Source organism: Algoriphagus faecimaris (assembly GCF_900101705.1).
In the GTDB taxonomy this organism is placed as follows: domain Bacteria; phylum Bacteroidota; class Bacteroidia; order Cytophagales; family Cyclobacteriaceae; genus Algoriphagus; species Algoriphagus faecimaris.
Window position 1 is genome coordinate 73,752 of sequence record NZ_FNAC01000009.1, and the last position, 25,514, is coordinate 99,265.

The 25,514-nt window shown below is 40.9% G+C and carries 26 protein-coding genes; 7 read left to right on the forward strand and 19 right to left on the reverse strand.

Going from position 1 to position 25,514, the window contains the following annotated elements; genetic code table 11:
• Positions 1-87: 87 nt before the first annotated feature.
• From BLQ57_RS06510 to BLQ57_RS06530, 5 genes are read left to right on the forward strand one after another with little or no spacing between them, the layout of a single operon-like run.
• Positions 88-936 (forward strand): SPFH domain-containing protein, encoded by an 849-nt coding sequence (locus tag BLQ57_RS06510; RefSeq protein WP_087938522.1) that lies wholly within the window; start codon positions 88-90, stop codon positions 934-936.
• 4 nt (positions 937-940) lie between these two features.
• On the forward strand, positions 941-1,432 hold the full coding sequence (locus tag BLQ57_RS06515; RefSeq protein ID WP_139162678.1) for a hypothetical protein: 492 nt from the start codon (positions 941-943) through the stop codon (positions 1,430-1,432).
• Positions 1,429-1,920, forward strand: a complete 492-nt coding sequence (locus tag BLQ57_RS06520) for a hypothetical protein (protein WP_087938524.1) — start codon at positions 1,429-1,431, stop codon at positions 1,918-1,920. The genes BLQ57_RS06515 and BLQ57_RS06520 overlap by 4 nt, the downstream gene beginning before the upstream one ends.
• The gene (locus BLQ57_RS06525) at positions 1,910-2,065 is read left to right on the forward strand and encodes a type II toxin-antitoxin system antitoxin (protein ID WP_087938525.1); all 156 of its coding nucleotides are present in this window, start codon (positions 1,910-1,912) and stop codon (positions 2,063-2,065) included. The genes BLQ57_RS06520 and BLQ57_RS06525 overlap by 11 nt, the downstream gene beginning before the upstream one ends.
• Positions 2,066-2,117: 52 nt before the next feature.
• Positions 2,118-2,525, forward strand: coding sequence for a V-type ATP synthase subunit I domain-containing protein (locus BLQ57_RS06530; protein WP_139162679.1), 408 nt, complete (start codon positions 2,118-2,120; stop codon positions 2,523-2,525).
• Between the two features lie 138 nt (positions 2,526-2,663).
• Here the strand turns inward: BLQ57_RS06530 and rimO are convergent, their stop codons facing one another.
• Together rimO and BLQ57_RS06540 are read right to left on the reverse strand one after the other, a co-directional pair.
• Entirely contained in the window at positions 2,664-3,977 is a 1,314-nt protein-coding gene (gene rimO / locus BLQ57_RS06535; protein WP_087938583.1) for a 30S ribosomal protein S12 methylthiotransferase RimO, read from the reverse strand.
• A 76-nt stretch (positions 3,978-4,053) separates the two neighbouring features.
• On the reverse strand, positions 4,054-4,842 hold the full coding sequence (locus BLQ57_RS06540; protein WP_087938527.1) for a tRNA pseudouridine synthase A: 789 nt from the start codon (positions 4,840-4,842) through the stop codon (positions 4,054-4,056).
• Between the two features lie 81 nt (positions 4,843-4,923).
• Between BLQ57_RS06540 and BLQ57_RS06545 the strand changes: the two genes are divergently transcribed.
• Complete coding sequence (locus BLQ57_RS06545) at positions 4,924-5,496, forward strand: hypothetical protein (RefSeq protein ID WP_087938528.1); 573 nt, start codon at positions 4,924-4,926, stop codon at positions 5,494-5,496.
• Positions 5,497-5,663: 167 nt separating this feature from the next.
• Here the strand turns inward: BLQ57_RS06545 and BLQ57_RS06550 are convergent, their stop codons facing one another.
• The 17 genes from BLQ57_RS06550 to ilvD all read right to left on the reverse strand — a co-directional run bounded on the left by BLQ57_RS06550 (position 5,664) and on the right by ilvD (position 24,101).
• On the reverse strand, positions 5,664-5,972 hold the full coding sequence (locus BLQ57_RS06550; RefSeq protein ID WP_087938529.1) for a type II toxin-antitoxin system RelE/ParE family toxin: 309 nt from the start codon (positions 5,970-5,972) through the stop codon (positions 5,664-5,666).
• On the reverse strand, positions 5,972-6,196 hold the full coding sequence (locus tag BLQ57_RS06555; protein ID WP_087938530.1) for an addiction module protein: 225 nt from the start codon (positions 6,194-6,196) through the stop codon (positions 5,972-5,974). Before BLQ57_RS06555 ends, BLQ57_RS06550 begins: the two co-directional genes overlap by 1 nt.
• Positions 6,197-6,359: 163 nt before the next feature.
• Positions 6,360-7,268: a hypothetical protein gene (locus BLQ57_RS06560; protein ID WP_087938531.1), complete on the reverse strand. Its 909-nt coding sequence runs from the start codon at positions 7,266-7,268 to the stop codon at positions 6,360-6,362.
• Positions 7,228-8,310: a 6-bladed beta-propeller gene (locus tag BLQ57_RS06565; protein ID WP_087938532.1), complete on the reverse strand. Its 1,083-nt coding sequence runs from the start codon at positions 8,308-8,310 to the stop codon at positions 7,228-7,230. Before BLQ57_RS06565 ends, BLQ57_RS06560 begins: the two co-directional genes overlap by 41 nt.
• Positions 8,311-9,294: 984 nt before the next feature.
• Positions 9,295-10,203 (reverse strand): hypothetical protein, encoded by a 909-nt coding sequence (locus BLQ57_RS06570; protein WP_139162680.1) that lies wholly within the window; start codon positions 10,201-10,203, stop codon positions 9,295-9,297.
• 287 nt (positions 10,204-10,490) lie between these two features.
• Complete coding sequence (locus tag BLQ57_RS06575; protein ID WP_139162681.1) at positions 10,491-11,246, reverse strand: hypothetical protein; 756 nt, start codon at positions 11,244-11,246, stop codon at positions 10,491-10,493.
• Positions 11,247-11,355: 109 nt separating this feature from the next.
• Positions 11,356-12,429 carry a 6-bladed beta-propeller gene (locus BLQ57_RS06580; protein WP_087938535.1) on the reverse strand — a complete coding sequence of 358 codons (1,074 nt, stop codon included), beginning with the start codon at positions 12,427-12,429 and terminating at the stop codon, positions 11,356-11,358.
• A 71-nt stretch (positions 12,430-12,500) separates the two neighbouring features.
• Positions 12,501-12,716 (reverse strand): hypothetical protein, encoded by a 216-nt coding sequence (locus BLQ57_RS06585; RefSeq protein WP_087938536.1) that lies wholly within the window; start codon positions 12,714-12,716, stop codon positions 12,501-12,503.
• Positions 12,717-12,898: 182 nt separating this feature from the next.
• Positions 12,899-13,966, reverse strand: coding sequence for a 3-isopropylmalate dehydrogenase (gene leuB / locus BLQ57_RS06590; RefSeq protein WP_087938537.1), 1,068 nt, complete (start codon positions 13,964-13,966; stop codon positions 12,899-12,901).
• Entirely contained in the window at positions 13,935-15,521 is a 1,587-nt protein-coding gene (locus BLQ57_RS06595; protein ID WP_087938538.1) for an alpha-isopropylmalate synthase regulatory domain-containing protein, read from the reverse strand. The genes leuB and BLQ57_RS06595 overlap by 32 nt, the downstream gene beginning before the upstream one ends.
• A gap of 8 nt (positions 15,522-15,529) precedes the next feature.
• Entirely contained in the window at positions 15,530-16,120 is a 591-nt protein-coding gene (gene leuD / locus BLQ57_RS06600; protein ID WP_087938539.1) for a 3-isopropylmalate dehydratase small subunit, read from the reverse strand.
• Positions 16,121-16,181: 61 nt separating this feature from the next.
• A complete protein-coding gene (leuC, locus tag BLQ57_RS06605) occupies positions 16,182-17,588 on the reverse strand; it encodes a 3-isopropylmalate dehydratase large subunit (protein ID WP_087938540.1) in 1,407 nt (468 codons plus the stop codon).
• A gap of 5 nt (positions 17,589-17,593) precedes the next feature.
• Positions 17,594-19,102: a 2-isopropylmalate synthase gene (locus tag BLQ57_RS06610; RefSeq protein ID WP_087938541.1), complete on the reverse strand. Its 1,509-nt coding sequence runs from the start codon at positions 19,100-19,102 to the stop codon at positions 17,594-17,596.
• A 21-nt stretch (positions 19,103-19,123) separates the two neighbouring features.
• The gene (ilvC, locus tag BLQ57_RS06615) at positions 19,124-20,167 is read right to left on the reverse strand and encodes a ketol-acid reductoisomerase (protein WP_087938542.1); all 1,044 of its coding nucleotides are present in this window, start codon (positions 20,165-20,167) and stop codon (positions 19,124-19,126) included.
• 41 nt (positions 20,168-20,208) lie between these two features.
• Complete coding sequence (gene ilvN, locus BLQ57_RS06620) at positions 20,209-20,709, reverse strand: acetolactate synthase small subunit (protein WP_087938543.1); 501 nt, start codon at positions 20,707-20,709, stop codon at positions 20,209-20,211.
• Between the two features lie 12 nt (positions 20,710-20,721).
• Complete coding sequence (gene ilvB / locus BLQ57_RS06625; protein ID WP_240507761.1) at positions 20,722-22,416, reverse strand: biosynthetic-type acetolactate synthase large subunit; 1,695 nt, start codon at positions 22,414-22,416, stop codon at positions 20,722-20,724.
• A 5-nt stretch (positions 22,417-22,421) separates the two neighbouring features.
• Entirely contained in the window at positions 22,422-24,101 is a 1,680-nt protein-coding gene (ilvD, locus tag BLQ57_RS06630) for a dihydroxy-acid dehydratase (RefSeq protein WP_087938585.1), read from the reverse strand.
• 525 nt (positions 24,102-24,626) lie between these two features.
• Between ilvD and ispE the strand changes: the two genes are divergently transcribed.
• Complete coding sequence (ispE, locus tag BLQ57_RS06635) at positions 24,627-25,433, forward strand: 4-(cytidine 5'-diphospho)-2-C-methyl-D-erythritol kinase (RefSeq protein WP_087938586.1); 807 nt, start codon at positions 24,627-24,629, stop codon at positions 25,431-25,433.
• Positions 25,434-25,514 lie beyond the last annotated feature (81 nt).

The window sequence follows — 25,514 nt, forward strand, 5'->3', positions numbered from 1 at the left end:
TTTTCAGGACTTTTTTTTTGTAAAAGTTTGAACATCTGAAATATTTTATCGTAATTTATTATGATATCATTTTAACATCATAATGAAATGGAAAAAATAATCAAACCTTCATCAGGCTACCTCTTCCTACTTTTAGATTTAGCCCTCATCCCCGCCATAGTACTCAGCTTTATTAATGAGCTTCCTATCATAGGAGTTATTGCTGTTATTGCATTTATTCTGATTATCCCTGGATTTTTTACACTTCAACCCAACAAGGCGATGGTTCTCATTCTTTTTGGCGCCTATAAGGGGACTGTGAAAGCAAATGGTTTCTTCTGGGTGAATCCCTTTATGACCAAGCAGAAGATTTCGCTCCGAGTGAGAAACTTTGAGAACAAGCCCCTGAAGGTGAATGATAAAATCGGGAATCCAGTTATGGTAGGGACTATTGTGGTCTGGCAAGTAGAGAATACCTTCAAAGCAACTTTTGAAGTAGAGGATTACGAAAATTTTATCCATTTGCAATCGGACGCAGCTGTTCGGAAAATGGCTGGAAAGTATCCATATGATGATTTTGAGGCAGAAGATGCAGAAATCACCTTACGCTCAGGCGTGGAAGAGGTCAACCACTCCCTAGAATTGGAGATTTCTGAGCGGCTCGAGCATGCCGGGATCAAAGTGATTGAAGCTAGAATTTCGCATTTGGCCTATGCGTCAGAAATTGCCTCAGCCATGCTTCAGCGTCAGCAGGCTACCGCTATCGTTGCTGCACGACGTAAAATCGTGGATGGAGCGGTGGGAATGGTGGATATGGCTTTGGATGATTTGAAACTGAAAGGGATCGTAGAATTTGATGAAGAAAAGAAAGCCGCCATGGTTAGTAACCTGATGGTAGTCCTTTGTTCGGATCGCGCAGCTAGCCCCGTGTTAAATGTAGGCACATTAAATCAATAAGGTAATGGTGGTCAACGAAGTTCAAAGCTTTCGGGGTACTTGGCTAATGTACGTAGTCATTCTTCTGGAATTGCCTGGCTTAGTTTTGATTTTGACCTTTTACTATCTCGACAAGCTCGGTGATGATGGTTGGATTCCACTTCTAATCATGATAGTAGTCATCGGAGGCACTATCCTTTTGATAGCTAGCTTGAGACTGGAAACAAGGATGGATTCTTTTTCTTTTTCCTATAGAAACCCTCCTTTTCTCAATAGGTGGAGAAAACTAAATCCTGAAGAAATTCTCTCTATTCATGTAGAAAAGAAAGATGGGATACTGGACCATGGAGGGTATGGAATTCGATTTGGAAGGAAAAAGACGGGGTTCATTTACTTCGCAGATCATATCATCCAAGTGGTCACGCCTAAAAAAACGCTTGTATTTACTACTCGCAAAGCAGATGCATTTCAACAATTGATCGATCAATGGAAACCGGAAAACAATAATCCCTTATGACAAACACCGTATTTAAAGAAACTCAACGTTTTCGGCAAGTCTGGATCTGGATAATCCTACTAGGGACTACAGCGGTGACCTTGATCGGGATATTTAACTCAGTCATCAGCTCAGATTCTACACTCAGTATTATCCTCCCGCTTATGATTTTAGCATTGGTTATCCTTCTTTTTCTATCCATGAAACTGGAAATAAGAATCGACTCCCATAGTCTATCCTACAGCTTCTTCCCTCTGATAAAGAAAAGATTATATTCTTTTAATGAAATTCAGTCTCTTCAACTCATCAAATTCAACCCACTTTGGAAATACGGAGGCTGGGGAATTCGCTATAATTTTGATCATTGGGCTTACAATGTGGGTGGAAATATGGGGATATTGGTTACTACCAAAAGAAACAGATTTTTGCTGGGAACACAAAAACCCAATGAAGCTCAACGAGCCATAAACCGATTTAACGAAGCAAAGCAAAACAATCATGCCGGCTAAAAAACCATTTGCTCTTCGTCTCGATGAAGAAATGATGAAAGCCGTCGAAAAGTGGGCGGCTGATGAATTTCGTAGTACCAATGGACAGTTGGAATGGATTGTACGTGAAGCACTCAAAAAATCCGGAAGATTACCTAAAAAATAAAAATGAACCAAACGACAATTGTTTTTCGTTTATGAAGAAAACAAATAACCCCATGAAAAAAGAAAATATCTTATTCGTTTTAGTCCTATTTTTAGGTCTCTTCGTTTTCACTCCCACAAGTCAGCTTTTTGCCCAAGAGGTAATAGTTCAGGAACTCAGCAAAGAAGAAAAAAAGGCAATAAAGCTAAAGGAGAAGGTAGAGAAATCGAAAATCAAACTTGAAAAATCCGAAGAAAAGCTGGTAAAAGAAACCGAAAAAAGAACCAAAATTCGTAACAAGTTCGAGAAAGATAATGCTGCTGGAAAGCTTTCACCCAATGATATTACCAAGATCAACAAAAAAATAGACAAACAGTCTAGTAAAATCGAAAAACTAGAAAAGCAAATAGAAAAACTCACTAACTCTATCGAGGATGATAAAAAGAAAATAGCTGAATTAGAACGAAAAGATTCAATCTAATCTATTACACAAATTTCTTCTTCAAAAAAAGGTTGCCTTTTCATCGAAAGCAACCTTTTTTATTATCCAGAATTCAAGAATTACTTTCTATTCCGTTCGAGAGACTTTAGCTTTTCGCCAGATTTTAGTTACTTTTTTTTAGTCTTCTACCGTGGCGTAGAGATCAAATTCTGAGGCTTCATAGACCTTAGCCTTCACAAAATCCCCCACTCGGCAATACGTCTTTGAAGCATCTATCAACACCTCATTATCTACCTCTACAGAGTCAAATTCAGTTCGGCCGACGAAATATCCACCTTCTTTTTTGTCGATAAGCACTTTGAAAGTCTTACCTACTTTTTCTTGGTTAAGGTCATAACTGATCTGTTCCTGCACCTCCATCAAATGATTGGCACGGCTCTGCTTTTCTTCCTGCGAAAGCTTGTCCTCCATACCAAAAGCATGGGTATTTTCTTCATGGGAATAGGTAAAAATCCCTAATCGCTCAAATTTCATCCGCTCCACAAAATCCACCATCTCCTGAAATTCCTTCTCTCCTTCTCCTGGATGGCCTGCGATCAGCGTCGTCCGAATGGCAATCTCCGGGATCATTTCACGGATTTTATAAATCAGTTCCTCCTGCTTTTCACGGGTTGTTCCTCTACGCATAGCCTTCAATACATCAGTAGATCCATGCTGCAAGGGAATATCCAAATACTTACAAATATTCGGACGTTCTTTCATCACCTCGATCACATCCATCGGAAAACCCGTCGGATAGGCGTAGTGTAGGCGAATCCAGTCAATTCCTTCCACATCGGATAGGTTGCGGAGCAACTCTGCTAAGTTTCTCTTTTTATATAAGTCCAAGCCATAGTAAGTCGAGTCCTGGGCTATCAAAAGCAGTTCCTTAGTGCCCTGAGAGGCTTTATGCTGCGCTTCTTTCACCAATTCCTCAATCGGCCGGGAAATATGGCCGCCACGCATCAGCGGAATCGCACAAAAAGAACAGGGTCGATCACAGCCTTCAGAAATTTTCATGTAGGCATAATGCGCCGAATGCGTCAACAATCGCTCACCCACCAATTCATGCTTGTAATCCGCTTTGAATTTCTTCAAAATCGCAGGCAAGTCCTGCGTTCCAAAAAAGGCATCCACCTGAGGAATTTCCTTTTCCAAGTCATCCTTGTAGCGCTGAGAAAGACAACCCGTCACATACACCTTTTCAACCAAACCTTGTTCTTTGGCATCGACATACTGCAAGATGGTATCGATGGACTCCTGCTTGGCATTATCTATAAATCCACAGGTATTGATGATAATGATATTATTATCATCCGTATTGGACTCATGACTGGCGTTGATTCCGTTTCCTTTGAGCTGTGTCAAAAGGACTTCTGAATCCACCAGGTTTTTGGAGCAACCCATGGTGATGATATTGACTTTGTCTTTCTTTAATGTTCTCGCTTTCACTGCTATTCCTCTATTTTGAGTTTGCAAAGGTAGGGAAAAAGCCTTGTAAAGTATGGAATGAGACCGAATCTACTATTCAAAAATCTTGGAGCTCAGTTTTCCAAAGAAAAAGTCCATTTGGCGGAGCAGGAGGTATTTTCTCCCAGTTTTTTTCCGGAAGTTCTAATCGCCCACTTATTTCTTCTAAAGTCCAATATCCTAAACCCACGTACCAAATCGCTCGCATGATTTTTCGAACTTGATGATGGAGAAAACCTTCCCCTTTGATTTCCATCATCCTGGTTTCCCTTGAAAAAAACTCCCCAGAAAATTGATCTGATTTTGAAATTAGGCAGTGAATGATACTACGCTGATAGTCAGACTTCGATTCAGAAAGGGTACAAAAGGCCCGGAAATCATGTTCCCCTTCAAAAAGTTGGGCAGCAGCATTCATTTGAGAAAAATCTAATTTCCCCTCGGAGACTTCAGCGACAAAGGCTGTGGCAAAGGGATGAAGAATTGAATCCGAAAAAAAATACCGGTAGGTTTTTGATTTCATTCCTGCGATCAAATTAAACGAACGCTCCGTCGCAATAACCCCAAGCAATTTGATTTCCCCTCCTAAATTTTGGTTGAGCCGGTCAAAATAATTTTCCCAGTTGATTTCCTCTTTGGAAAAAAACTGAAAATATCCTTCTAGACAACTCACTCCCGAGTCCGTTCTACTTCCACCAAGAATCGTAAAATCCTCATTCCCCAAAACAAATCGAAAAACCCGCTCTAGCTTTCCTTGAATAGTTGGTTGTCCTTTTTGAATAGCCCAACCCTTAAATCGGGCTCCAAAATAACTGACAGTGAAGAGGTAAGAGAAGGGCTTACTTTGCAAAATGATAAAGATTAATGTTTCGGATAAGTTTGACGCTTGCTGCCGGTTCTGTAAATTTAAGGGAAACCCAAAAATACAGCTATGAAATCAATTTTGACTCTATTCCTCGTTTTTAGTGGATTTTCAGTCTTTGCACAATCCACACCGTCAAAAGAAACCCAAATCAAACTCGCCACACTTGCTGCTCCAGAAAATCAGCGAGCCGATGCGACTGTTTATGGATTTGATGGGACTTTACTTCGGAAGGGCAGCAATCAAACCGTTTGCTTAGGAGATGATCCCGGCCGAGAAGGATTAAGCGTTTCCTGCTATCATATCAGCGCGCAGCCTTTTATGGAAAGAGGGTGGGCGCTTCGTAAAGAAGGCAAAAACGCCCAAGAAATCTTTGATATTCGGGAAGCTGAATCCAAAGCGGGCAAACTCGAACTTCCCGATCAAGGGGCTACCCTGCATGCTCTTACTGCGGAACACAGTGATGTAAACTGGGAAACAGGCGAGGCCAAAAACACCTACACCCGCTCGGTCGTCTATATCCCATGGGCCACGGCCGAAAGCACCGGATTGCCACTGAAACCAGCCGGTCCCGGTCTCCCTTGGATCATGGATCCGGGTACCCATCGGGCCCATATCATGATCAATCCGACTAGGGATTAGCATCGAGTTATTGATGAAAAGTTAATAGGTTTAAAGTTGTTTGGTTGTGGCAATAATTAAAGTTCAATTTAAAGGAGAAAGCCTTTACCAAAACATTTATAATCAGCCTTCTAAAAATCATCTAATCCTAGCGATATACTGCTTGGAGAAGCAAAATAAGCATTCAATTATTGGGATTTCAATCTAGCTTCTATGAGATCGGGATTAAGGTTGGTATTAAAAACAGCTATGACATAAACAGAATTTTCTACCACTACATATAGAATCAAAAAGGGGAATTTTTTAAGTGGATACCCTCTGACTCTATCAAAGAATCTAACTTGAAACGCTTCCGGAGCATTGAGTACTGCTTCTTCGGCCTGCTTCAACTCATTCAAAAAATACTTCCCTAGAGATTCACTGATGGCCTTATAATGCCTGAAACCTAATCGGACATCAGATTGGGCTTGACTGGAATAGGTGATCAACCAAGGCATTACTCTGTTTCTATTCTTGAAATCATCTCATCCCAAGTAGCAAATTTCATTTTTCCAGAGTCAAACAATTCCAGTCTTCTTTTTAGCTCAGCTTGTTGTTGGGGTGTTAATTCACAATTAGATTCATTGAACTCACTGACTATCGAAAACAAAATCTCCAACAATTGAGAATCGGCAGAATCGACTGCTTGATGAAGCTTTTCTTTTAAAATCGAGTTTTGCATATCTTTAAAGTTAGTGAATTTAATTGATCAAACGGTTTTCTCCAATGACCGGATAAAAAACCACCCCATTTCTGAGGTGGCTTTGTTATTTATCATAAAAGAAAACTTGTCCCTTAATCTGAAATGTAAGCTATATTCAAGGAATTTGTACACCAAATATTTACTATTCCTTAAGAAAAATAAACTCCACGGCCGGGTGAATGGGATCCGGGTGGAAAACCCCAATTTCTCCACCTGTAAGGTAATAGCCTAAATCAATATCTTTTGTAACTGCCTGTTCGACAATGGCAAATTTAGAATTGGAACCGGTTTCTAACAGATCGAACAATATAAATAAATCGGTAGTCCCTTTTGGAATTGGTATTGGCTCATCAAATGATATAACATTCCAGCCAGCGCTTTTTATTGTAACTATTTTGGGAGAAGGTAATAAATCTACAAAATCATTGATTTGTTCATTTTTTCCATATTTGAACTTTTTTACTGACAAAGGATAGAGTAAACGGACAACTACTTGCTCCTCTTTTTCAAGTATTTGAGAAACACAGATATTCACTTGGTCAAGTAGAAGCTGACTTCTCTTGGGCACCTGCACTCTGATCGTATAGCGATAATTAATGTCGTCAGAACCAATGACTCCTATAGGTCTTTTTACTTCCCGGATAGGACTTCTCCGATCCCCAATTTTAAGCTCTGACAAAAGAGTGGAATTAATGGAAACTTCCGGAAGTTCAAAGTCTTTCATTTTGAGAAAAACAGTATCCATTTTCAACAACTGAAATGCAGAAATCAACGTGTCATTGACACCAAAACCCGAAATATTGAAATCGATTTGAGTTTTAAAAACTGAATCAGGCAAGATAGCCATGCCTTTCATGTCCGTATAGACTAAGAAACCATTGGTAGGCGAGACAAGCTGTAAATACGTCAAGGGAGTCTTTGCATCTTGGTCATAAAAATATTTAGCAACTTGATCTTGACCATAAGCCACAATTACGACGTGCGAAAGTAATATCCCAAAGACCAATCCTTTACTTTTCCAGAAAATATGAGACCAAAATGGGTTTTTCATAATTTTCACTTGATATGTTTAAATTATAGAGAATAGCTTCATCATATTCACCTGGAAGTAATATGGTATGATAAAGTCCATTACCGCTGAAAAGAGGTTTTAAAAAGAGCTCTTCAATAGGTGAATTAATTCGGAAGCGATAAGCTTTTCCATTCTGGATCAATGCCAATTGTACATTTTCAACACTTTCATTGTAGAAATTGAAAGCTACAGAATTCCCCCTAAATAAAACGTTATGAGCTGCAAAATAGTAAGATCCTGTGCTAAGCAATTCATAGAATTCTTCTGCGTCAGTCATTCCTGATACTGATTTAGGAAGCTTCTTATTTCCAAAATCAATTTGGGCTTCCAGGATTAACGAGTCGGCTCCAATTTGAAAAATTTTTTCACTAAAAGGCTGGGTAATGAAGAGATCTTTGTCGGTCTGAGTAAGACTTTGAGGTAAAAACGCTTCTATATACCCGGCAGGTTGAGGGGAATACTTGATCGATGAAAAGTCAGCAGTTGTGAAGCCATATCCTTTATAAATATTGTTTTCAAGTTCAGCATCCGAAATAAGAAAGTATCGATCCTTGCCAGGAAGGAAAATTCCTCCTAATAAATAATCCTGAACAGAATAATCCTGAAAATTTAAATAATCATTCAGATCATATTGAATTAATTTCTTTTGACTTCGGTCATAGATACTAATTTTATCCGATTCAATCATAAAAAAATCAATAGTTGAATATTCTCCTGGACCTGTCCCCATTTTCAAAAGACGATTAACAAACTGTCCATCCATATCGAATACCATTACTGAGTTATATATCCCATCTTCTAAAATATAAAGTAATGAATCAGTCCATTGAATTTGTTTGATTAATCCGATAGAAATAGAATCAGGTATATTCAAAGAAAAATATTTATCGATTTGTATCCATTCGGAAGCCGTGTCCTCAATTATTTCCGGATTAGTGAATACAATAGTTTTTTTTGGTAAATGCTCCTTTTCTATACACGAAGCAAGAACAAAAAATAGAATGATGATTAACTTTTTCATGAGAAAGTGTTTCTAGAGAATAATTTCGCTACTAAAGAAATATATCATTGATTTTTCTAACAACATTAAATAAGTTAAATCGTCAAACAGCTTCCCATTAAAAAATTGGGAAGCTGTTTACCTGAAAGTCATGCATTCATAAAACACGCCAAGTTTTTAAAGTAAAAACCTCAAAAACTAATTAATTTTTAAATCTATCCCCAAAAGCTACCGATCAAATAACCTTTATTTGTAAAGGTCAAAAAAGAGCAATCGATATTTATTAGGACGCAAGACTCTTTTTTGATGATTTACACCTTACTAAACATGTGTATCCTTCTTTTTCTACACATTTACCTAACAGGTTCTTTTTTTGATCTAGATATGCTACACCGCACAGAGAAGATTCGTCAGTTCCAGGTAGAGTAATTGATGTAGAGCAAATAAGGACGATCCCCACTAAAAAGAGTTTATTTATGTTTTTCATATCGTTACGATTAAATATCAATGGAAAAAGAAATCCCTTACAAACTAATTGTATCTGGAAGTGGTCCATCACACCTTAATAGACATGTCCAACCATCCTTTGGTTTACAATTTGTACTAAACCAAGCCTTCTTTTTGTCCTTGATTGAATTTCCACAAGGAACTGTTTCAACTGCTTTTGCTTTTGGAAGGTAGATGAGAGCAAATAAGAAAATAAAGCTCATTAAGTAAATTAATTTCTTTTTCATTTGGTTAACTCTTTAAATGGAACAAAGATTAATTTGACCTAGATCATTGTGCACAACCAAATATACCCCCCCCCAGAATGAGATTTGCAAGAAAAAATGAAAAATTTTTCATTTTTTCTTGCAAATGGTTTATACCACCCCATTTCTGAGGTAGTCTCTTCATTTTTATTGGAATAATACTATCCCAAAATCTTCGCCGTCAGCCAGTCTCCCACTTCGGAGGTTTTTTCGCTTCTCAAAATCAAAAATATAACCTGAATTCTTCTTTTGATCACCTCTCTTTCAGAAATGTAATTTCAACTGCAGGATGGATGGGATGTAGATTAGCAACACCAATTTCTCCTCCTGTGATATAGAATCCCAAATCAATTGCCTTGCTTACTCGTTGATTAGCAATGGCAAATCTAGATTTAGGTTCTTTTTCCAAGAGATCAAAAACTACAAAAAGATCTTTTACACTATCGGGAATAGGTACAGGTTCCTCAAAACTTACTTGCGTCCAACCCGGCATGGATACTTCAACCACTTTATTTCCCTCTAATAATTCTTTGAATTCATTAATAGAATTTATTTTTCCGGGTTTAATTTGAAATCCAATATTTGGATAAAGCATGCGAATGGACACATTCACTTTTTCTTCTAAAATTTCAGACACATAGAATTTAATTTCATCCAAATAAAGTTGCTTTTTCTTCGGTATTTTGAGTCGAACGGTATAGCGGTAAAACTCACCTTCGGGTCCTCCTGTAACAGTCATTGGATCTGATACCTCCCAGCCATCAGCTGAGGCATCACCTATTTTTAGTTCACTCAGTAAAGTTGATTTAATAGCAACCTCAGGAAGCTCAAACTCTTTTGTCTTTAAAAAAATCGTATCTAGCTCCCATATCTGCTTTATAGAAAGCAAGGTGTCATTGATCCCATAGCCAGATATATTGATCGAGGAGTTCTCGGGGATCTCTTGCTTTAGGTATTGCAGTTTCCCAGCGAGATCAGTGAAGTCCATAAAGCTTCCATCTTCCACTTGTACTCTGAGATAGGCAAGGGGAATCTGCTCATTGGAGGAATAGAAATAAGTAGCACTTTTTTCTTGTCCAAATGACTGAACAAAGATCAATAAAAGAGGAACAATCAGCAACTTATTGACCGATCGTATAGGACACAAAAATGGGCTTTTCATAGTTAATTTCAGTTAGGTTTAAGATATCAATTACCTCCTCATCATACTCTCCGGGCAGCAAGACCGTATGGTATAAATCCTCACGAACGGTGATCGGTTTTATTTTTTCAAAAAAACCACCCCATTTCTGAGGTGGTTTTCAATGAGACTCGAGACAGCAAATTTCGAACAGCTACACTTTTGCAAGAATTGGGATTATCCCAAAATCTTCGCTGCCAGCCAGTCGCCCACTTGGGAGGTTTTTTTCGATTCTCAGACTATTGGGTAAACCTGAATTTTACTGTTGATTATTTCTCTTTCAAGAAAGTAACCTCCACTGCAGGATGGATTGGGTCAAGATTAAAAACTCCAATATGCCCTTCAGTAGAATAGAAGCCCAAATCAATGCTTTTGCTTGTCTTTTGATTTGCTAACGCAAAATTAGAAGTGGGTTTTTCTTCCAAAAGATCAAAAACAAAAAAGAGATCCTTTACTCCTTCAGGAATTAGAACTGGCTCCATGAACTCAACAGTTTTCCATCCTGGATCGTCAATAGTAACGATCATATTTTCCTTTAATAATTCTGAAAAATCCTGAATATAATTGATTGTACCTGGTTTAATTTTTAAAGTGGGTTTTGGAACAAGAACCCTAAGCGATAGATCTACTTTTGATGTAAGAATTTTTGATACAAAAAATTTTAATTCTCCTAAATAATAGCCTTTATTTTTTGGTATTTTAATACGGATAGTATAACGGTAGACACTACCTTCCTTAGGGTTAGATGATTTTATTGGTGATTTCACCTCCCATCCCCCTTCATTTGAATTGCCTATGATCAGCTTTTCTAATTGGGCAGAACTTACTGCAAATTCCGGAAGCACTATTTCCTTAGACTTAAGAAACACAGTGTCCAACTCTTTTAGATTTTGCAAAGTAAAAATCGTATCATTGATCCCATATCCTGAAATGTAGAGCGATGAATTTTTAGGAATCTGATCCTCCTTATAGTGCAAATACCCCGATAAATCAGTGTACCCAACAAAGCTTCCTTCTTTTACCATTATTCTCAAATAAGTCAATGGAGTCTTTTCAAGGGTAGAGAAATTGACCTGATGCCTGTCCTGGGCAAGCGTGACAACACTGACCAAAGAAAGAAAAATGGTCAAGGCTTTACTGACCGATTGTATAGGACACCAAAATGGGCTTTTCATAGTCAACTTCAGTTAGGTTTAAGATATCAATTACCTCCTCATCATACTCTCCGGGCAGCAAGACCGTATGGTATAAATCCTCACGAACGGTGATAGGCTTTAAGAAGAGCTCCTTCAGATCGGAATCAATCGAAAAACGGTAAGCGTTCCCATTTTGGATCAATCCAAAGTTTTGATTGTCAATAGTTTCGTTAAAGAAATTAAATGAAATTACACTATCTCTTACAAGAAGGTTCGTAGGAGCAAAATAATAGGAACCTGAGGATAGTACATCATATAGTTCATAGGCCTGATTAAAGGAAGACACTTCTTTCGGTAAACTTTTTTTTCCAAAATCCACATAAGTCACAAGACTTAATGAATCAGAAGTGATTTGAAATAAGTTATCGCTAAAAGCTTGAATTATATGGTGTTGACTAATAAAATTTGATATACTTTGCGGCAAAAAGCCTTCAATAGTACCTGTAGGTTGTGGAAATGTTTTGATATTGCTAAAGTCAGAGTCAGTAAAGATATATCCAAGTTGATACCCTTCTTCAATATCTGTATCTGAAACAAGGAAAAAAGTATTATTGGGCAAAGAAACTCCTCCGACGAAATAATTTTCTGTCTTATAAGATTCAAATTTTTCGAAATGTGAAAGGGAGTATTTGACAAATTTCATTTGTTGTCTATCATAAATTGCCAGATAGGAATCATTTAGGATAAAAAAATCAATGTTTATATACTCACCTGGACCATTACCCAATCGCAATAATTGTCTTTCAACCTTTCCTTTTTGGTCAAAAACAAGTATGGACGAGTAAATACCATCTTCCAATAAATAAACTAAAGAATCATAGAATTCAATTTGCTTAATTGCTCCCAGATCAATGGAATCAGGCAAGTCCAAAACCGTAACATTTTTGATATTCACGAAATCCTTGATTGGCCCATCCTCAAATACCGGGTCAATAAATCGAATCTCTGATTTCTCAGCCTCTGGTTTACAAGCAAAGATCAATACAATGAAAATGATTAACCAAACTCTCATGCTGTCATAAAATTATCCCCCTGTGAGATTACTCCCACAGGAGGATTAAGTTTAGCGAAAATATTAAATTACTAGAAACTTAAAGATGGCAGTTTTGGCATTTCGTTTGGCTTGCATCTTACCATGCATTGTTCTGTAACTTTCCACTTACAACCTGTTACCAAAAATTTTTTCTTGTGGAATTCAAGGAACTCATCACATTTCGTAGCTTCTGCATCTTGAATTCCCGAAAAGATAAATGCCCCAAGGAGACCAAATACAGATAGAATTAATACTTTCTTTTTCATTTTGTTAAATGTTTAAATGGAACAAAGATTAATTTGACCTAGATCATTTTGTACAACTAAAAATACCCCCCCCCAGAATGAGATTTGCAAGAAAAAAATGAAAAATTTTTCATTTTTTTCTTGCAAATGGTTTATATCACCCCATTTCTGAGGCAGTCTCTTCAGTTTTTATGGGAATAATACTATCCCAAAATCTTCGCTGCCAGCCAGTCACCCACTTGGGAGGTTTTATAGGCAGTTCCTCCGTCAGCAATATCCTCGGTCACATAGCCCTCAGCCAAGGAAAGATTCACCACATCAGAAATCGTATCTGCCTCAGCTTTCATATCAAAAGCATAATCAAACATCATAGCTGCTGATAGTACTGTCCCGAGCGGATTGGCGATATCCTTGCCGGCAGCTTGAGGATAGGATCCGTGAATCGGCTCAAATAACTTCACTTTGGAACCCAAGGAAGCGGATGGCATCAAGCCCATACTTCCTGAAATCACCGAAGCTTCATCAGTTAAAATATCACCAAACAAATTTTCGGTAATCAACACATCATAGGCTTTGGGCCACTGGATCAGCCGCATAGCCACGGCATCCACAAATTCGTATTCTACTTTCACATCCGGGTATTCGGAAGCCAACTCCTGAACCGTTTCCCTCCACAACCGGGAGGTTGCCATGACGTTGGCTTTGTCCACGCAGGTCAGCAGTTTTCTCCGTTTTTGCGCCGCTTCAAACCCCATTCTGGCCAATCGAACAATCTCTTCTTTGCTGTATACATTGGTGTCAAAAGCCTTGGTCCCTTGTTCATTACGGCCTCTAGGTTCCCCAAAATAAATCCCTCCTGTCAACTCACGAAAGAAGACAAAATCTACTCCATCCACACGATCGAGTTTCAGTGGAGACTTATGAACCAAAGAGGGAAAAGTAAAGGTCGGTCGCACATTGGCGAAAAGACCCAATTTTTGTCTCATTCTGAGCAAACCTTGCTCAGGACGAACTTTCGCCTTCGGGTCATTGTCATATTTCGGATCTCCGATTGCACCGAAAAGGACAGCATCTGATGCCGCACAAATTTCATGGGTAGCATCTGGATACGGATCCCCGGTAGCATCGATGGCACAGGCACCAACTAGTCCTTCTTTGAAGGTAATCGTATGACCAAACTTTTGTCCTACAGCTTTCACCACTTTGACTGCCTGAGCGATAACCTCAGGACCAATGCCGTCACCCGGCAATAACGCGATATTCATTTCCATAATAGGTGGATTGTTCTTTTTCTGGGTTGTAATTGATTGTCTCGATAATATTGAGCATCTTTTCTGTCGCCTTCATGGCTGCTATGGTTTGATCGGCATCAAGGCCCTTTGTTTTAAATAGTTTCCCAAATTCCCAAGTAATGACGGTTTCTACAAAGGCATCTGTCTTTCCACCAGGGGGAATGGAAACATGATAATCGGTCAACCTAGGCAGCTCTTTCCCGATTGATTTATAAATCTTCTTCAATGCACGCATAAATGAATCGTACTGTCCGTCTCCTGTGGCACTTGCATCAAAAAACTTCCCATGAATGTTCATTCGAAGCTGCACCGTCGGCTTCAATCCCTTCGAATGGGTCATATGGTAACCTTCAATACTGATGTTTTTGATAATCGAATTATTCTGTAGGACATCAGAAATAATATAAGGTAAATCTTCCGTCGTGACTCGCTCCTTTTTGTCCCCCAACTCGATGATTCGCTGGGTGACTTTGGTGAGTTCATCCTTTTCCAAAGAAATCCCCAATTCCTCCAAATTTTTGAGAATATTGGCTTTACCTGAGGTTTTACCAAGAGCATACTTCCGTTGACGCCCAAATCGCTCTGGCATCAGGTCGTTGAAATAAAGGTTCTTTTTATTATCCCCGTCAGCATGAATCCCGGCAGTTTGGGTAAAGACATTTTCTCCGACCACCGGTTTATTTGCGGGAATATGATGTCCGGAAAACTGCTCAACCAGCTTGGAAACACGGAAAATCTTCTGCTCTTGCACGCTGATCTCCAAGTCTGTAAAATCCTTAATAACCGCAATCACGGACTCCAAAGGAGCGTTTCCAGCACGTTCACCCAGACCATTGACCGTGGTATGAATCCCAGAAGCCCCATGAAGAACTGCTTCCATCACATTGGCAACCGAAAGGTCGTAATCATTATGTGCATGAAAGTCAAAATGAACAGTAGGAAATTTTTCCACTAATTCATCAAAGAAGGTCCTCACCTCATTTGGAGACAAAAGCCCCAAGGTATCCGGAAGCATGATTCGCTTAATGGGCTGAATGCTGAGAAATTCAATGAGACTGAGGGTATAATCTTCGGAGTTCCGCATCCCATTGGACCAATCTTCTAGATACACATTCACCGACACTCCATTGTCCTGCGCGTAGCCAATACTCCGTCGAATATCCTCAAAATGCTGACCAGGTGTTTTTTTAAGTTGATGGGTCAGGTGATTGAGTGAGCCTTTGGTTAGCAAATTCATCACACGAGCGCCAGCCTCTACTATCCAGTTCACTGAAGCAGGAGTATCCACAAAACCCAATACCTCTACTCTATCTAAGTAACCTTTTTGAGCTGCCCATTGGGTGATTTTTTGAACCCCTTCCAATTCTCCCTCAGACACCCTCGCCGAAGCGACTTCGATCCGGTCCACTTTGAGTTCCTCTAGAAGGAGTTTGGCGATTTGAAGCTTTTCCGAAGGCAAAAAGGAAACCCCCGAGGTCTGCTCTCCATCCCTCAGCGTGGTATCCATGATTTCTATTCTCCTATTCGCCTCCATTTTTCTTTTTATTTAGAAGCCACAAACGCATCGATTTCATCTGACATATTCAACAAATAGTCGATATCGTCGAACCCGTTTTGCATATTGTCCTTTTTGTACTCATTGATGTCAAAAGACTCCGAATCTCCCGTGGAAAGGAGTGTGATTTTCTGTTCGGGAAGGTTCACTTCGATTTCGACATTGGGGTTCTGCTCAATTGCCTCGAATAACTTCTCAGCGAAATCCGCAGAAACGGTCACCGGAAGTACCCCGATGTTGAGACAGTTGTTTTTAAAGATATCGGCAAAAAAGCTGGAAACCACACAGCGAAAACCGTAATCATAGATCGCCCATACGGCATGCTCGCGACTGGAGCCTGAGCCGAAGTTTTTGCCTGCTACCAAGATTTTGCCAGAATAAGTGGGGTCGTTGAGCACAAAATCTTTTTTGGAATTGCCCTCTACGTCATATCTCCAGTCTCGGAATAGATTATCGCCAAAACCTTCTCGCTCAGTAGCTTTCAAAAAACGAGCGGGGATGATTTGATCGGTATCCACATTCTCTGCGGGTAATGGAACTGCTGTACTTTTTAGTACTGTAAATTTATCGTAAGCCATTTTTTTCAAATTGAAAGATTAGAAGAACTTGTCCGCCTTGACGGATTGGAAGATTGAAAAATTAATTTTCAAACACTTCTCGCGGGTCAGTGATTCTGCCTGTGACCGCAACTGCTGCCACGGTCAGAGGCGAGGCAAGCATCGTTCTAGCACCTGGGCCTTGACGGCCTTCGAAATTTCGATTGGAGGTCGAAACGGCATATTTTCCAGCAGGAATTTTATCATCATTCATCGCCAGACAAGCCGAACAACCCGGCTGTCGAAGTTCGAAACCCGCTTCTTCCAGAATTTTCACCAAGCCTTCTTCATGCGCCATTTTTTCCACTTCTCTGGATCCTGGTACTATCCAAGCAGTAATATTATCAGCTTTCTTTCGCCCTTTGACAAACTGAGCAACGGAACGGATATCTTCAATTCGGCCATTGGTACAAGAGCCAACAAAGACATAGTCAACCAGTTTCCCTTTGACTGCCTCTCCCGGCTGAAACCCCATGTAATCCAGCGACTTGAGGTAAGATTTTTTATTAGACCCCTCCATTCCTTCAGTAGTTGGAATTGATCCTAGGACTTTGATACCCATCCCAGGGTTAGTACCATAAGTGATCATGGGCTCAATATCTGCTGCATCGTAGGCATATTCCTTGTCAAAAACTGCCCCTTCATCCGTTTGAAGTGAATTCCAGTAGGCAACCGCACGATCCCAATCCTCTCCTTTTGGGGAATAGCGTTTTCCCTTCAGGTAATTATAAGTAGTTTCGTCTGGAGCGATCAGGCCTCCACGAGCACCCATTTCGATGGACATGTTGCAAATTGTCATCCGAGCCTCCATAGATAGGTTTCTAATAGCCGAACCAGCATATTCCACAAAATAGCCAGTTGCTCCAGCGGCTGAAATTTTTGAAATGATGTATAGAATAATATCCTTTGAAGTGACTCCGTCACCCAATTCTCCATCTACGGAAATCCGCATTCTCTTGGGCTTGGACTGCATAATGCACTGGGTGGCCAAAACCATTTCGACTTCGGAAGTACCAATCCCAAAAGCAATCGCTCCAAACGCACCGTGGGTAGATGTATGCGAGTCACCACAGACAATGGTCATCCCAGGTTGGGTGACCCCAAGCTCCGGCCCAATCACATGGACGATGCCATGATGTGCCGTGCCCAAATCGTGGAGTTCGATCCCGTATTTTTTACAATTCTCCCGGAGTCGCTCAACTTGCATTCGGGAAAGCTTGTCTTTAATGGTTTGATCCTGTGCCACGGTAGGAACATTATGATCCGGAGTGGCAATGGTTCGTTCTGGATATTTGACGCCAATGCCTCTTTTCTCCAGATTTAAGAATGCGACCGGAGAGGTAACTTCATGAATAAAATGCTTATCGATGAAGAACACGTCCGGACCCTGAGGGACCGATTTGACGACATGCGCATCCCAAACTTTATCAAATAATGTTTTCTTTTCCATAGTAATTAAGCAGTCGCGTATTCCTTGACCGGTATTTTGTTTAATGCATCTACGAATGCAAATGCTGATGCCAAAACGATGTCCTCATGAGAGGCAAAGCCATAGTAAGGTTTGTCAGATTTAATAACGCGCATATGAACCTTTGCTACGTCATTGGATCCGTGCGTCATGGCCTGTATCAGAAATTCCTCCAAATCTACCTGAGGCTGAACCAGCGTTTCGATTGCCTTCAACACCGCATCTACAGGCCCTACTCCCGATTGAGTGGCTTCGAAACTTTCATTCCCGATTTTAAGCTGAACCGTCGCACTGATTTCTCCATTGGATGAATATGTCACTTTTTCCAGTTCAATAAAATTCGACTCATCCAAGTACTTACCCACCAATTCTAAAAGGTCCTTTCGACCGATATCACGCTTAGAATCTGCCAAAAGCAAAAACTCCTCATACACTTTGCGAAGCTCCTCTCCCTCCAGCTCTACCCCTAAGGCATCCAAGTGATGTTTCAGGGCAGCTCTTCCGGACCTAGCGGTCAAAACGATGGAAGATTCCTCCACTCCCACTTCTTTGGGATCGATGATCTCATAGTTTTCTCTATGCTTGAGTACTCCATCCTGATGGATTCCAGAGGAATGCGCAAAAGCATTTCTACCTACAATTGCCTTGTTGGGTTGCACCGGCATATTCATCAGTTTGGATACCAAACGGCTTGTTTTGTAGATTTTTGGGGTATCAATCGAAGTATGAACAGGGATAGATTTATGGCATTTGATCGCCATGACCACTTCCTCCATGGAGGTATTTCCTGCACGTTCACCGATGCCATTGATAGTCACCTCCACCTGCCGGGCTCCATGCTGTACACCGGATACGGTATTGGCTGTCGCCATCCCCAAATCATTGTGACAATGAGTAGCGATGATTGCCTTGTCGATGTTGGGTACCCGGTTTTTTAAATCAGCGATGATCCCGCCATACTGTTCAGGAAGACAATAGCCTGTCGTATCAGGAATATTCACCACCGTCGCGCCGGCTTTGATGACTTCTTCGATGATTTTGCACAAGAAATCAGGTTCCGAGCGACCGGCATCTTCAGCATAAAACTCCACATCCTCCACAAACTGCTTGGCAAATTTGACTGCAGCTACTCCCCTGCGGATAATTTCCTCAGGAGTAGAGCGAAGCTTGAATTGTATATGATAAGGAGAAACCCCAATACCGGTATGAATACGTCCTTTTTTTGCAAATTTAAGTGCTTGGGCTGCTACTTCGATATCTTTCTCCACTGCCCGGGAAAGTGCACAGATAATCGGATTGGAAACTGCCTTCGAAATCTCTACCACCGAATTGAAATCACCAGGACTAGAGATCGGAAATCCGGCCTCGATGATATCTACACCCAGGTCTTCCAGGGCTTTGGCTACTATGATTTTTTCTTGGGTGTTCAGTTGACATCCCGGTACCTGCTCTCCATCTCGGAGTGTCGTATCAAATATCCACAGCTTGTCACTCATCTTATTTGGGGTTTTGGGTTATTAGTTATTTTCTGGTCTCAACTGACGGACGACGGCACCAGCCTGCCACATCTCAGAGTCTCGCAGCTCTTTCAATTCAGCTTCAAGTTTCACTCTATAATCTGACTTCGAATTGGAATCAATTGATTTTTGAGCTTCTTTACCTGTTTTGACAGATTCATATAGCTCCTCAAAAACAGGTTTAGTTGCGTCACGGAAAGGCTTCCACCAGTCCAAGGCACCACGTTGTGCTGTAGTCGAGCAGTTGGCGTACATCCAGTCCATCCCATTTTCAGCCACCAAAGGCATCAAGGATTGGGTCAATTCTTCCACTGTCTCGTTAAATGCCTCAGATGGAGTATGTCCATTAGCTCTCAGAACTTCATATTGCGCAGCAAAAATCCCTTGAATTGCACCCATTAGGGTACCTCTTTCTCCAGTCAAATCAGAGGTAACTTCTCGGTAAAAATCAGTTTCGAAAAGATATCCCGATCCTACTCCGATCCCTAAAGCCACTACTCGGTCTTTGGCTTTGCCAGTGGCATCTTGATAGATGGCATAGGAAGAATTCAATCCTCTACCTTCGACAAACATTCTTCTCAAGGAAGTTCCTGAGCCTTTTGGGGCGACTAAAATCACATCCACATCAGCAGGAGGCACGATTCCGGTTTTATCCTTGTAAGTTACCCCGAAACCATGAGAGAAATAAAGAGCTTTGCCAGGAGTAAGATGCTTTTTGACCGTTGGCCAAAGTGCAATCTGACCTGCATCAGAAAGCAAAAACTGTAGGATAGTTCCACGCTCGCAGGCTTCTTCCAATTCAAACAAAGTCTCTCCCGGTACCCAGCCGTCCGCGATAGCTTTGTCCCAAGTCTTGGATCCTTTTCGCTGACCGACGATGACATTAAAGCCATTGTCTTTCAGGTTTAAAGCTTGTCCCGGTCCTTGAACGCCATAGCCCAGTACCGCAATAACTTCATCTTTCAATACTTCTTTGGCTTTCTCTAGGGGAAATTCCTCCCGGGTTACCACATTTTCTTCAACGTTGCCGAATTTTAATTTCATGATTTTCGGATTAATAGATTTATGAGTTTGATTTTTAGATTTTATTTCAAAAGCGAATCGATCGTAAGCATCCTTTTGGCCACTGCCACACGTCCAGATCGAGCAAATTCTAGTAGGCCGTAACCCTTAAGAATTTCCAGTAATTCCTGAGTCTGCTCTTTGTGTCCTGTGAGCTCAAGTACCACAAAATCCGGCTCTGCTGAAATCACTTTTGCATTATGCTGCCGGATGATTTTTTCCAAACCGGCTTCAAGTCTTGCGACCGGTATTTTATATAATGCTAGCTCCTGATACACCACGGCATCATCCTCATGGTAAAAGGCCTTGATTACATCGATGATTTTCTCGATTTGATTGACCAGCTGAATTACCATATCCTCAGTTGCGGTGACTTCTATGGTAACTCGATGTATGCCTTCTAGCCTACTTTCTGAAGCTGTCAATGCATCAATATTGATCCCCCGACGAGTAAATATGATCGTGATCCTATTCAGGATTCCAATGAAATTTTCAGTGATTACGAAAATGGTATAGCGTTTCATAGGTGGTTTTTTTTAAGAGAGCCGTACTTCTTCAACCGAGCACCCGGTAGCAATCATAGGAAATACATTGTCTTCTTTTTCTACGACCACTTCCAAAAAGAAAGGTCCATCGTGAATCAGCATATCTTCAATCGCCTCTGTTAGGCCTGATCTTTCGGTTACTTTCTGAGATCTTATGTTGTAGGCCTCTGCGATTTTGATAAAGTCGGGATTATCTAGTTCGGTGAAAGAATAGCGTCTGTCAAAAAACATCTGCTGCCACTGTCTTACCATTCCTAGAAAATTATTATTTAATAACACAATCTTCACTGGAGCTTTGGTCTGCATAATGGTGCCAAATTCCTGAATGGTCATTTGAATGCCTCCATCGCCGACGACACAAATCACTTGTCTTGAGTAATCGTAAAGTTGAGCGCCTAAAGCAGCCGGCAAAGCAAATCCCATTGTACCAAGACCACCGGAAGTAACCTGGGTTCTGGTTTTTTTGTAGTTGAAATACCTCCAAGCAATCATCTGATGCTGACCTACATCGGTGACAAGCACTGCATCATCTGCTTTGTATTGATTGATTTGATTGATGACTTCACCCATAGTCAATCCTAATTTTGTTGGGGTAATGTCATGCTGCATGACCGCCTCTTTCTCCATTTGCTCGAGTTCCCTGAACTTACCCATCCACTCCGTATGAGATTTTGGATCGATCGCCTCGGTCAGCATGCTGAGACTTTCTTTGCAGTCTCCATGTATGGCTACATTCGCTTTGACATTTTTATTGATCTCGGCGGCATCAAGCTCTAGGTGAATGACTTTCGCCTGTTTTGCGTAACGCTTCAGATCTCCGGTAACTCGATCATCAAAACGCATTCCCACCGCGATCAAAACATCGCATTGATTAGTCAACAGGTTCGGCGCATAATTCCCATGCATACCGAGTTTCCCCACGTAATTTGGATGATCTTCTGAAAGCGCACCTGAACCTAGAAGTGTACAAGCAGCGGGTATTCCTGATTTGTCTAAAAAGAATTTGAGCTCTGCTTCAGCTTTCCCCAAGACCACTCCTTGACCAAAAAGCACATAGGGGCGCTCGGCTTCATTGATGAGTTTTGCGGCTTGGGAAATCACAGATTGATCGATGATATGATGAGTTTTATAAGACCTAAAACCCATGCAAGGGACATAATTGAACTCACCAAAATCCACTTGGGCATTTTTGGTAATATCAATCAATACTGGTCCTGGTCTTCCGGACCTCGCGATGTAGAACCCTTTTGCAATTGCAGGCGCAATTTCTTCTACACTTCTAACCTGAATGTTCCATTTGGTGCCTGGCATGGAGATACCTACTACATCTGTCTCTTGAAATGCATCCGTTCCAAGCAAATGAGCAGCAACCTGCCCCGTGATGCAAACCAAAGGTGTACTGTCGATCTGGGAATCTGCCAATCCAGTAATCAAGTTAGTCGCTCCCGGGCCTGAGGTGGCCAAGCAAACTCCAACTTTGCCCGAGACTCTTGCATATCCCTGGGCAGCATGAATAGCTCCCTGCTCATGTCGGGTGAGGACATGCTTGATCTGCTCGTGGTAATCATACAAGGCATCATATACCGGCATGATCGCACCTCCGGGATATCCAAAAATAATCTCCGCCTGCTCAGCAATTAGCGAGCGAACTACAATATCGGCTCCTCTGATCATTGAATCCTTCATAGCTTTTAAAATTTATCGGTCACACAACCTTCAGATGCGGTGGAAACTAACTGATTGTATTTTTTTAAAGTCCCTTGGAGACCCTTGATTACTTTTGGAGTCCATGATTTTTTGCGCTTGGCAAACTCCTCTTCACTGACTTTCACAGACAGGGATTGGGCATTGGTATCGATCGTAATCTCATCGCCGTCTTGGATCAAGCCAATCGGACCTCCATTCCATGCCTCCGGGGTCACGTGCCCGACCACAAAGCCATGCGTTCCTCCCGAAAAGCGTCCATCCGTAATGAGCGCTACATCAGCTCCCAGACCAGCTCCGATGATCATAGAGGTTGGTTTCAGCATTTCTGGCATCCCCGGAGCACCTTTTGGCCCTACATTGCGAATGACGACGACATCCCCTGCCTTGACGACATGGTCTCGGATCGCATCATTTGCTTCTTTTTCCGAATCAAATACTTTGGCAGGTCCGGTAAATAATCGACCTTCCTTTCCGGTAATTTTTGCCACAGCGCCTTCTGGAGCTAGGTTTCCATTAAGAATACACAAATGCCCCGTTTCCTTTATCGGTGATTCGACGGGATGAATTACATTGACTTTAGAAGGAACTATCGGTGTAACATTTTCAAGGTTCTCTGCTAAAGTCTTGCCTGTCACAGTCATACAATCTCCGTGTAGAAATCCTTTTTCCATAAAATACTTCATGAAAGCAGGCAAACCACCCTGCTCATGCAGATCCTCCATAAGGTATTTACCGGAGGGCTTGAAATCTCCAATCATTGGAGTTTTGGCATTCAATGCCTTAAAGTCTTCCAAGGTAAAATCAACACCTGCTGTACGCGCAATGGCAAGAATATGCAACACCGCATTAGTACTACCGCCTAATGCTATGGCGACGCGCACCGCATTTTCAATACTTTTTCTGGTGATGATGTCACTTGGCTTGATGTCCTTTTCCAAAAGAATTTTGATGTACTCGTTGACATCTTTGCATTCCTGGATTTTTTCGGGCGAGTTCGCCGGGTTGGAGGCAGAGTAGGGAACAGACATCCCCATGGCTTCAATTGCCGAGGACATGGTATTCGCCGTATACATACCACCACAAGCTCCCGCACCAGGGCAGGCATTTCGGATCACTCCATCATAATCCTCCTCAGAAATAGTCCCTTGGATCTTTTTCCCAAAGGCCTCAAATGCAGATACGATATTTAGCTTTTCGCCTTTGTAATTGCCCGAGGCAATCGTACCGCCATAAACCATAATCGAAGGTCGGTCGATGCGAAGCATCCCCATGACCGCCCCGGGCATATTTTTATCGCATCCGGCTACCGCCACACATGCGTCAAATGAATGTCCTAGAATGAATGACTCAATCGAGTCCGCAATAATCTCCCGAGAAACCAAAGAATACCGCATTCCTAAGGTCCCCATCGAGGTCCCATCAGAAATCCCTATCGTATTAAATACCAAACCTGTGAGTTCCTGATCTTGAGATGATTCTTTGATCAGTGCAGCAAAGTCATTCAGATGCATATTGCAGGGATTACTCTCATAGCCACAACTTGCTATCCCGACAAAAGGCTGCTTCATTTTCTTATCACTCAATCCTGTGGCATATAGCATGGCCTTTCCAGCAGGATGCTCAGGGTTATCGGATATTTCCCAGCTGTATTTCTTTAGATTCATAGGTTTTGGGTATAAAAAAAGTGCCTCATCTGGCTGAGGCACTTCAAATTTTATTTCATATCAATAAATAGTCTAGTGCCTCACATTAATTTTCAATGAGAATAATAAAGCTTAGCAAAAAGACGACAGGATTCATAGGTTTTGGGTTGAGCACTTACTGTTGATTGGTAAATATTTTTCAAACTTAAACCCGAAAACCCACACTTACAATATTTAATTCGCCTTTTTGATTCTATGACATAATTTTAATGAAAGTTTCTACTTAAAATACAGAATATAAAACCGATAAATGCGCCTAAAACCCCTTAATTAAAAAAGTGAATTTCGAATAATAATGATTTTCAGAATATTATTTTGAATTTCATTATTATTAATTTTTTTGAAATTTCATTTCATTTTTTTCAATAGAAACAAATAAACAAAACCATTGATTTAAAATTCATGGCTTTCATTGATAATTTTTCAAATGATTTTTCCAAGTGTTTGCCCATCATTTTTATCTTATTTTTGCTAAAACTTTTACTCATGATCACATTTCCAAACGCCAAAATCAATTTAGGACTTCATATCACAGGTAAGCGAAAGGACGGCTATCACGAGATAGAAACCTGCATGGTGCCTATCCCACTTTTGGATGCCCTAGAAATGATTCATAATAAAAAAGGGGGATGGGAAAGCACAGGACTGCCAATCCCAGGAGATGCAAAAGATAATTTGATTCTCAAAGCAGAGAAACTACTCCGCAAGGATTTTCAGGGCTTGCCAAACCTGAAAATTCATCTCCATAAAAATATTCCTATGGGGGCTGGACTTGGGGGCGGATCAGCGGATGGGGCTTTTGCGCTGAAGCTGATGAACAATCTTTTTGACCTGCATTTGGATGATTTTTTCTTAGAAGAGTACGCAGCCCAACTGGGAAGCGATTGTCCTTTTTTCATCGAAAACACACCCAAAATAGCCCGTGGAAGAGGTGAAATCCTCGAGGATATTGATCTCTCACTCAAAGGAAGCTATTTAGTGCTAATTAATCCCGGCATACATATTGGCACCAAAGAAGCTTATGCAGGTGTCACCCCTGGAGCTCCCAAAGTGAATCTGGAAGAAGTGATCGCTGATCGAAATCGATGGAAGGAAGAATTGGTCAATGACTTCGAAAAAAGCATATTCCTAAATCATCCCCAAATCGCTGAAATCAAAAACCAATTTTACGATGCAGGTGCGTATTATGCCGCCATGTCAGGATCTGGTTCGAGTGTTTTTGGCCTTTTCGATACAAAGCCAAGCGGTATTAATTTTTCAGAGCATTATTATTGTTTTGAAAAAGAACTATAAATGTCAAAATCCTTGAACAAGAAAACACCTACTTCAATTCATGTCTGCAAAAGCCATTTGATTTCAAAAATCAAGACCTGT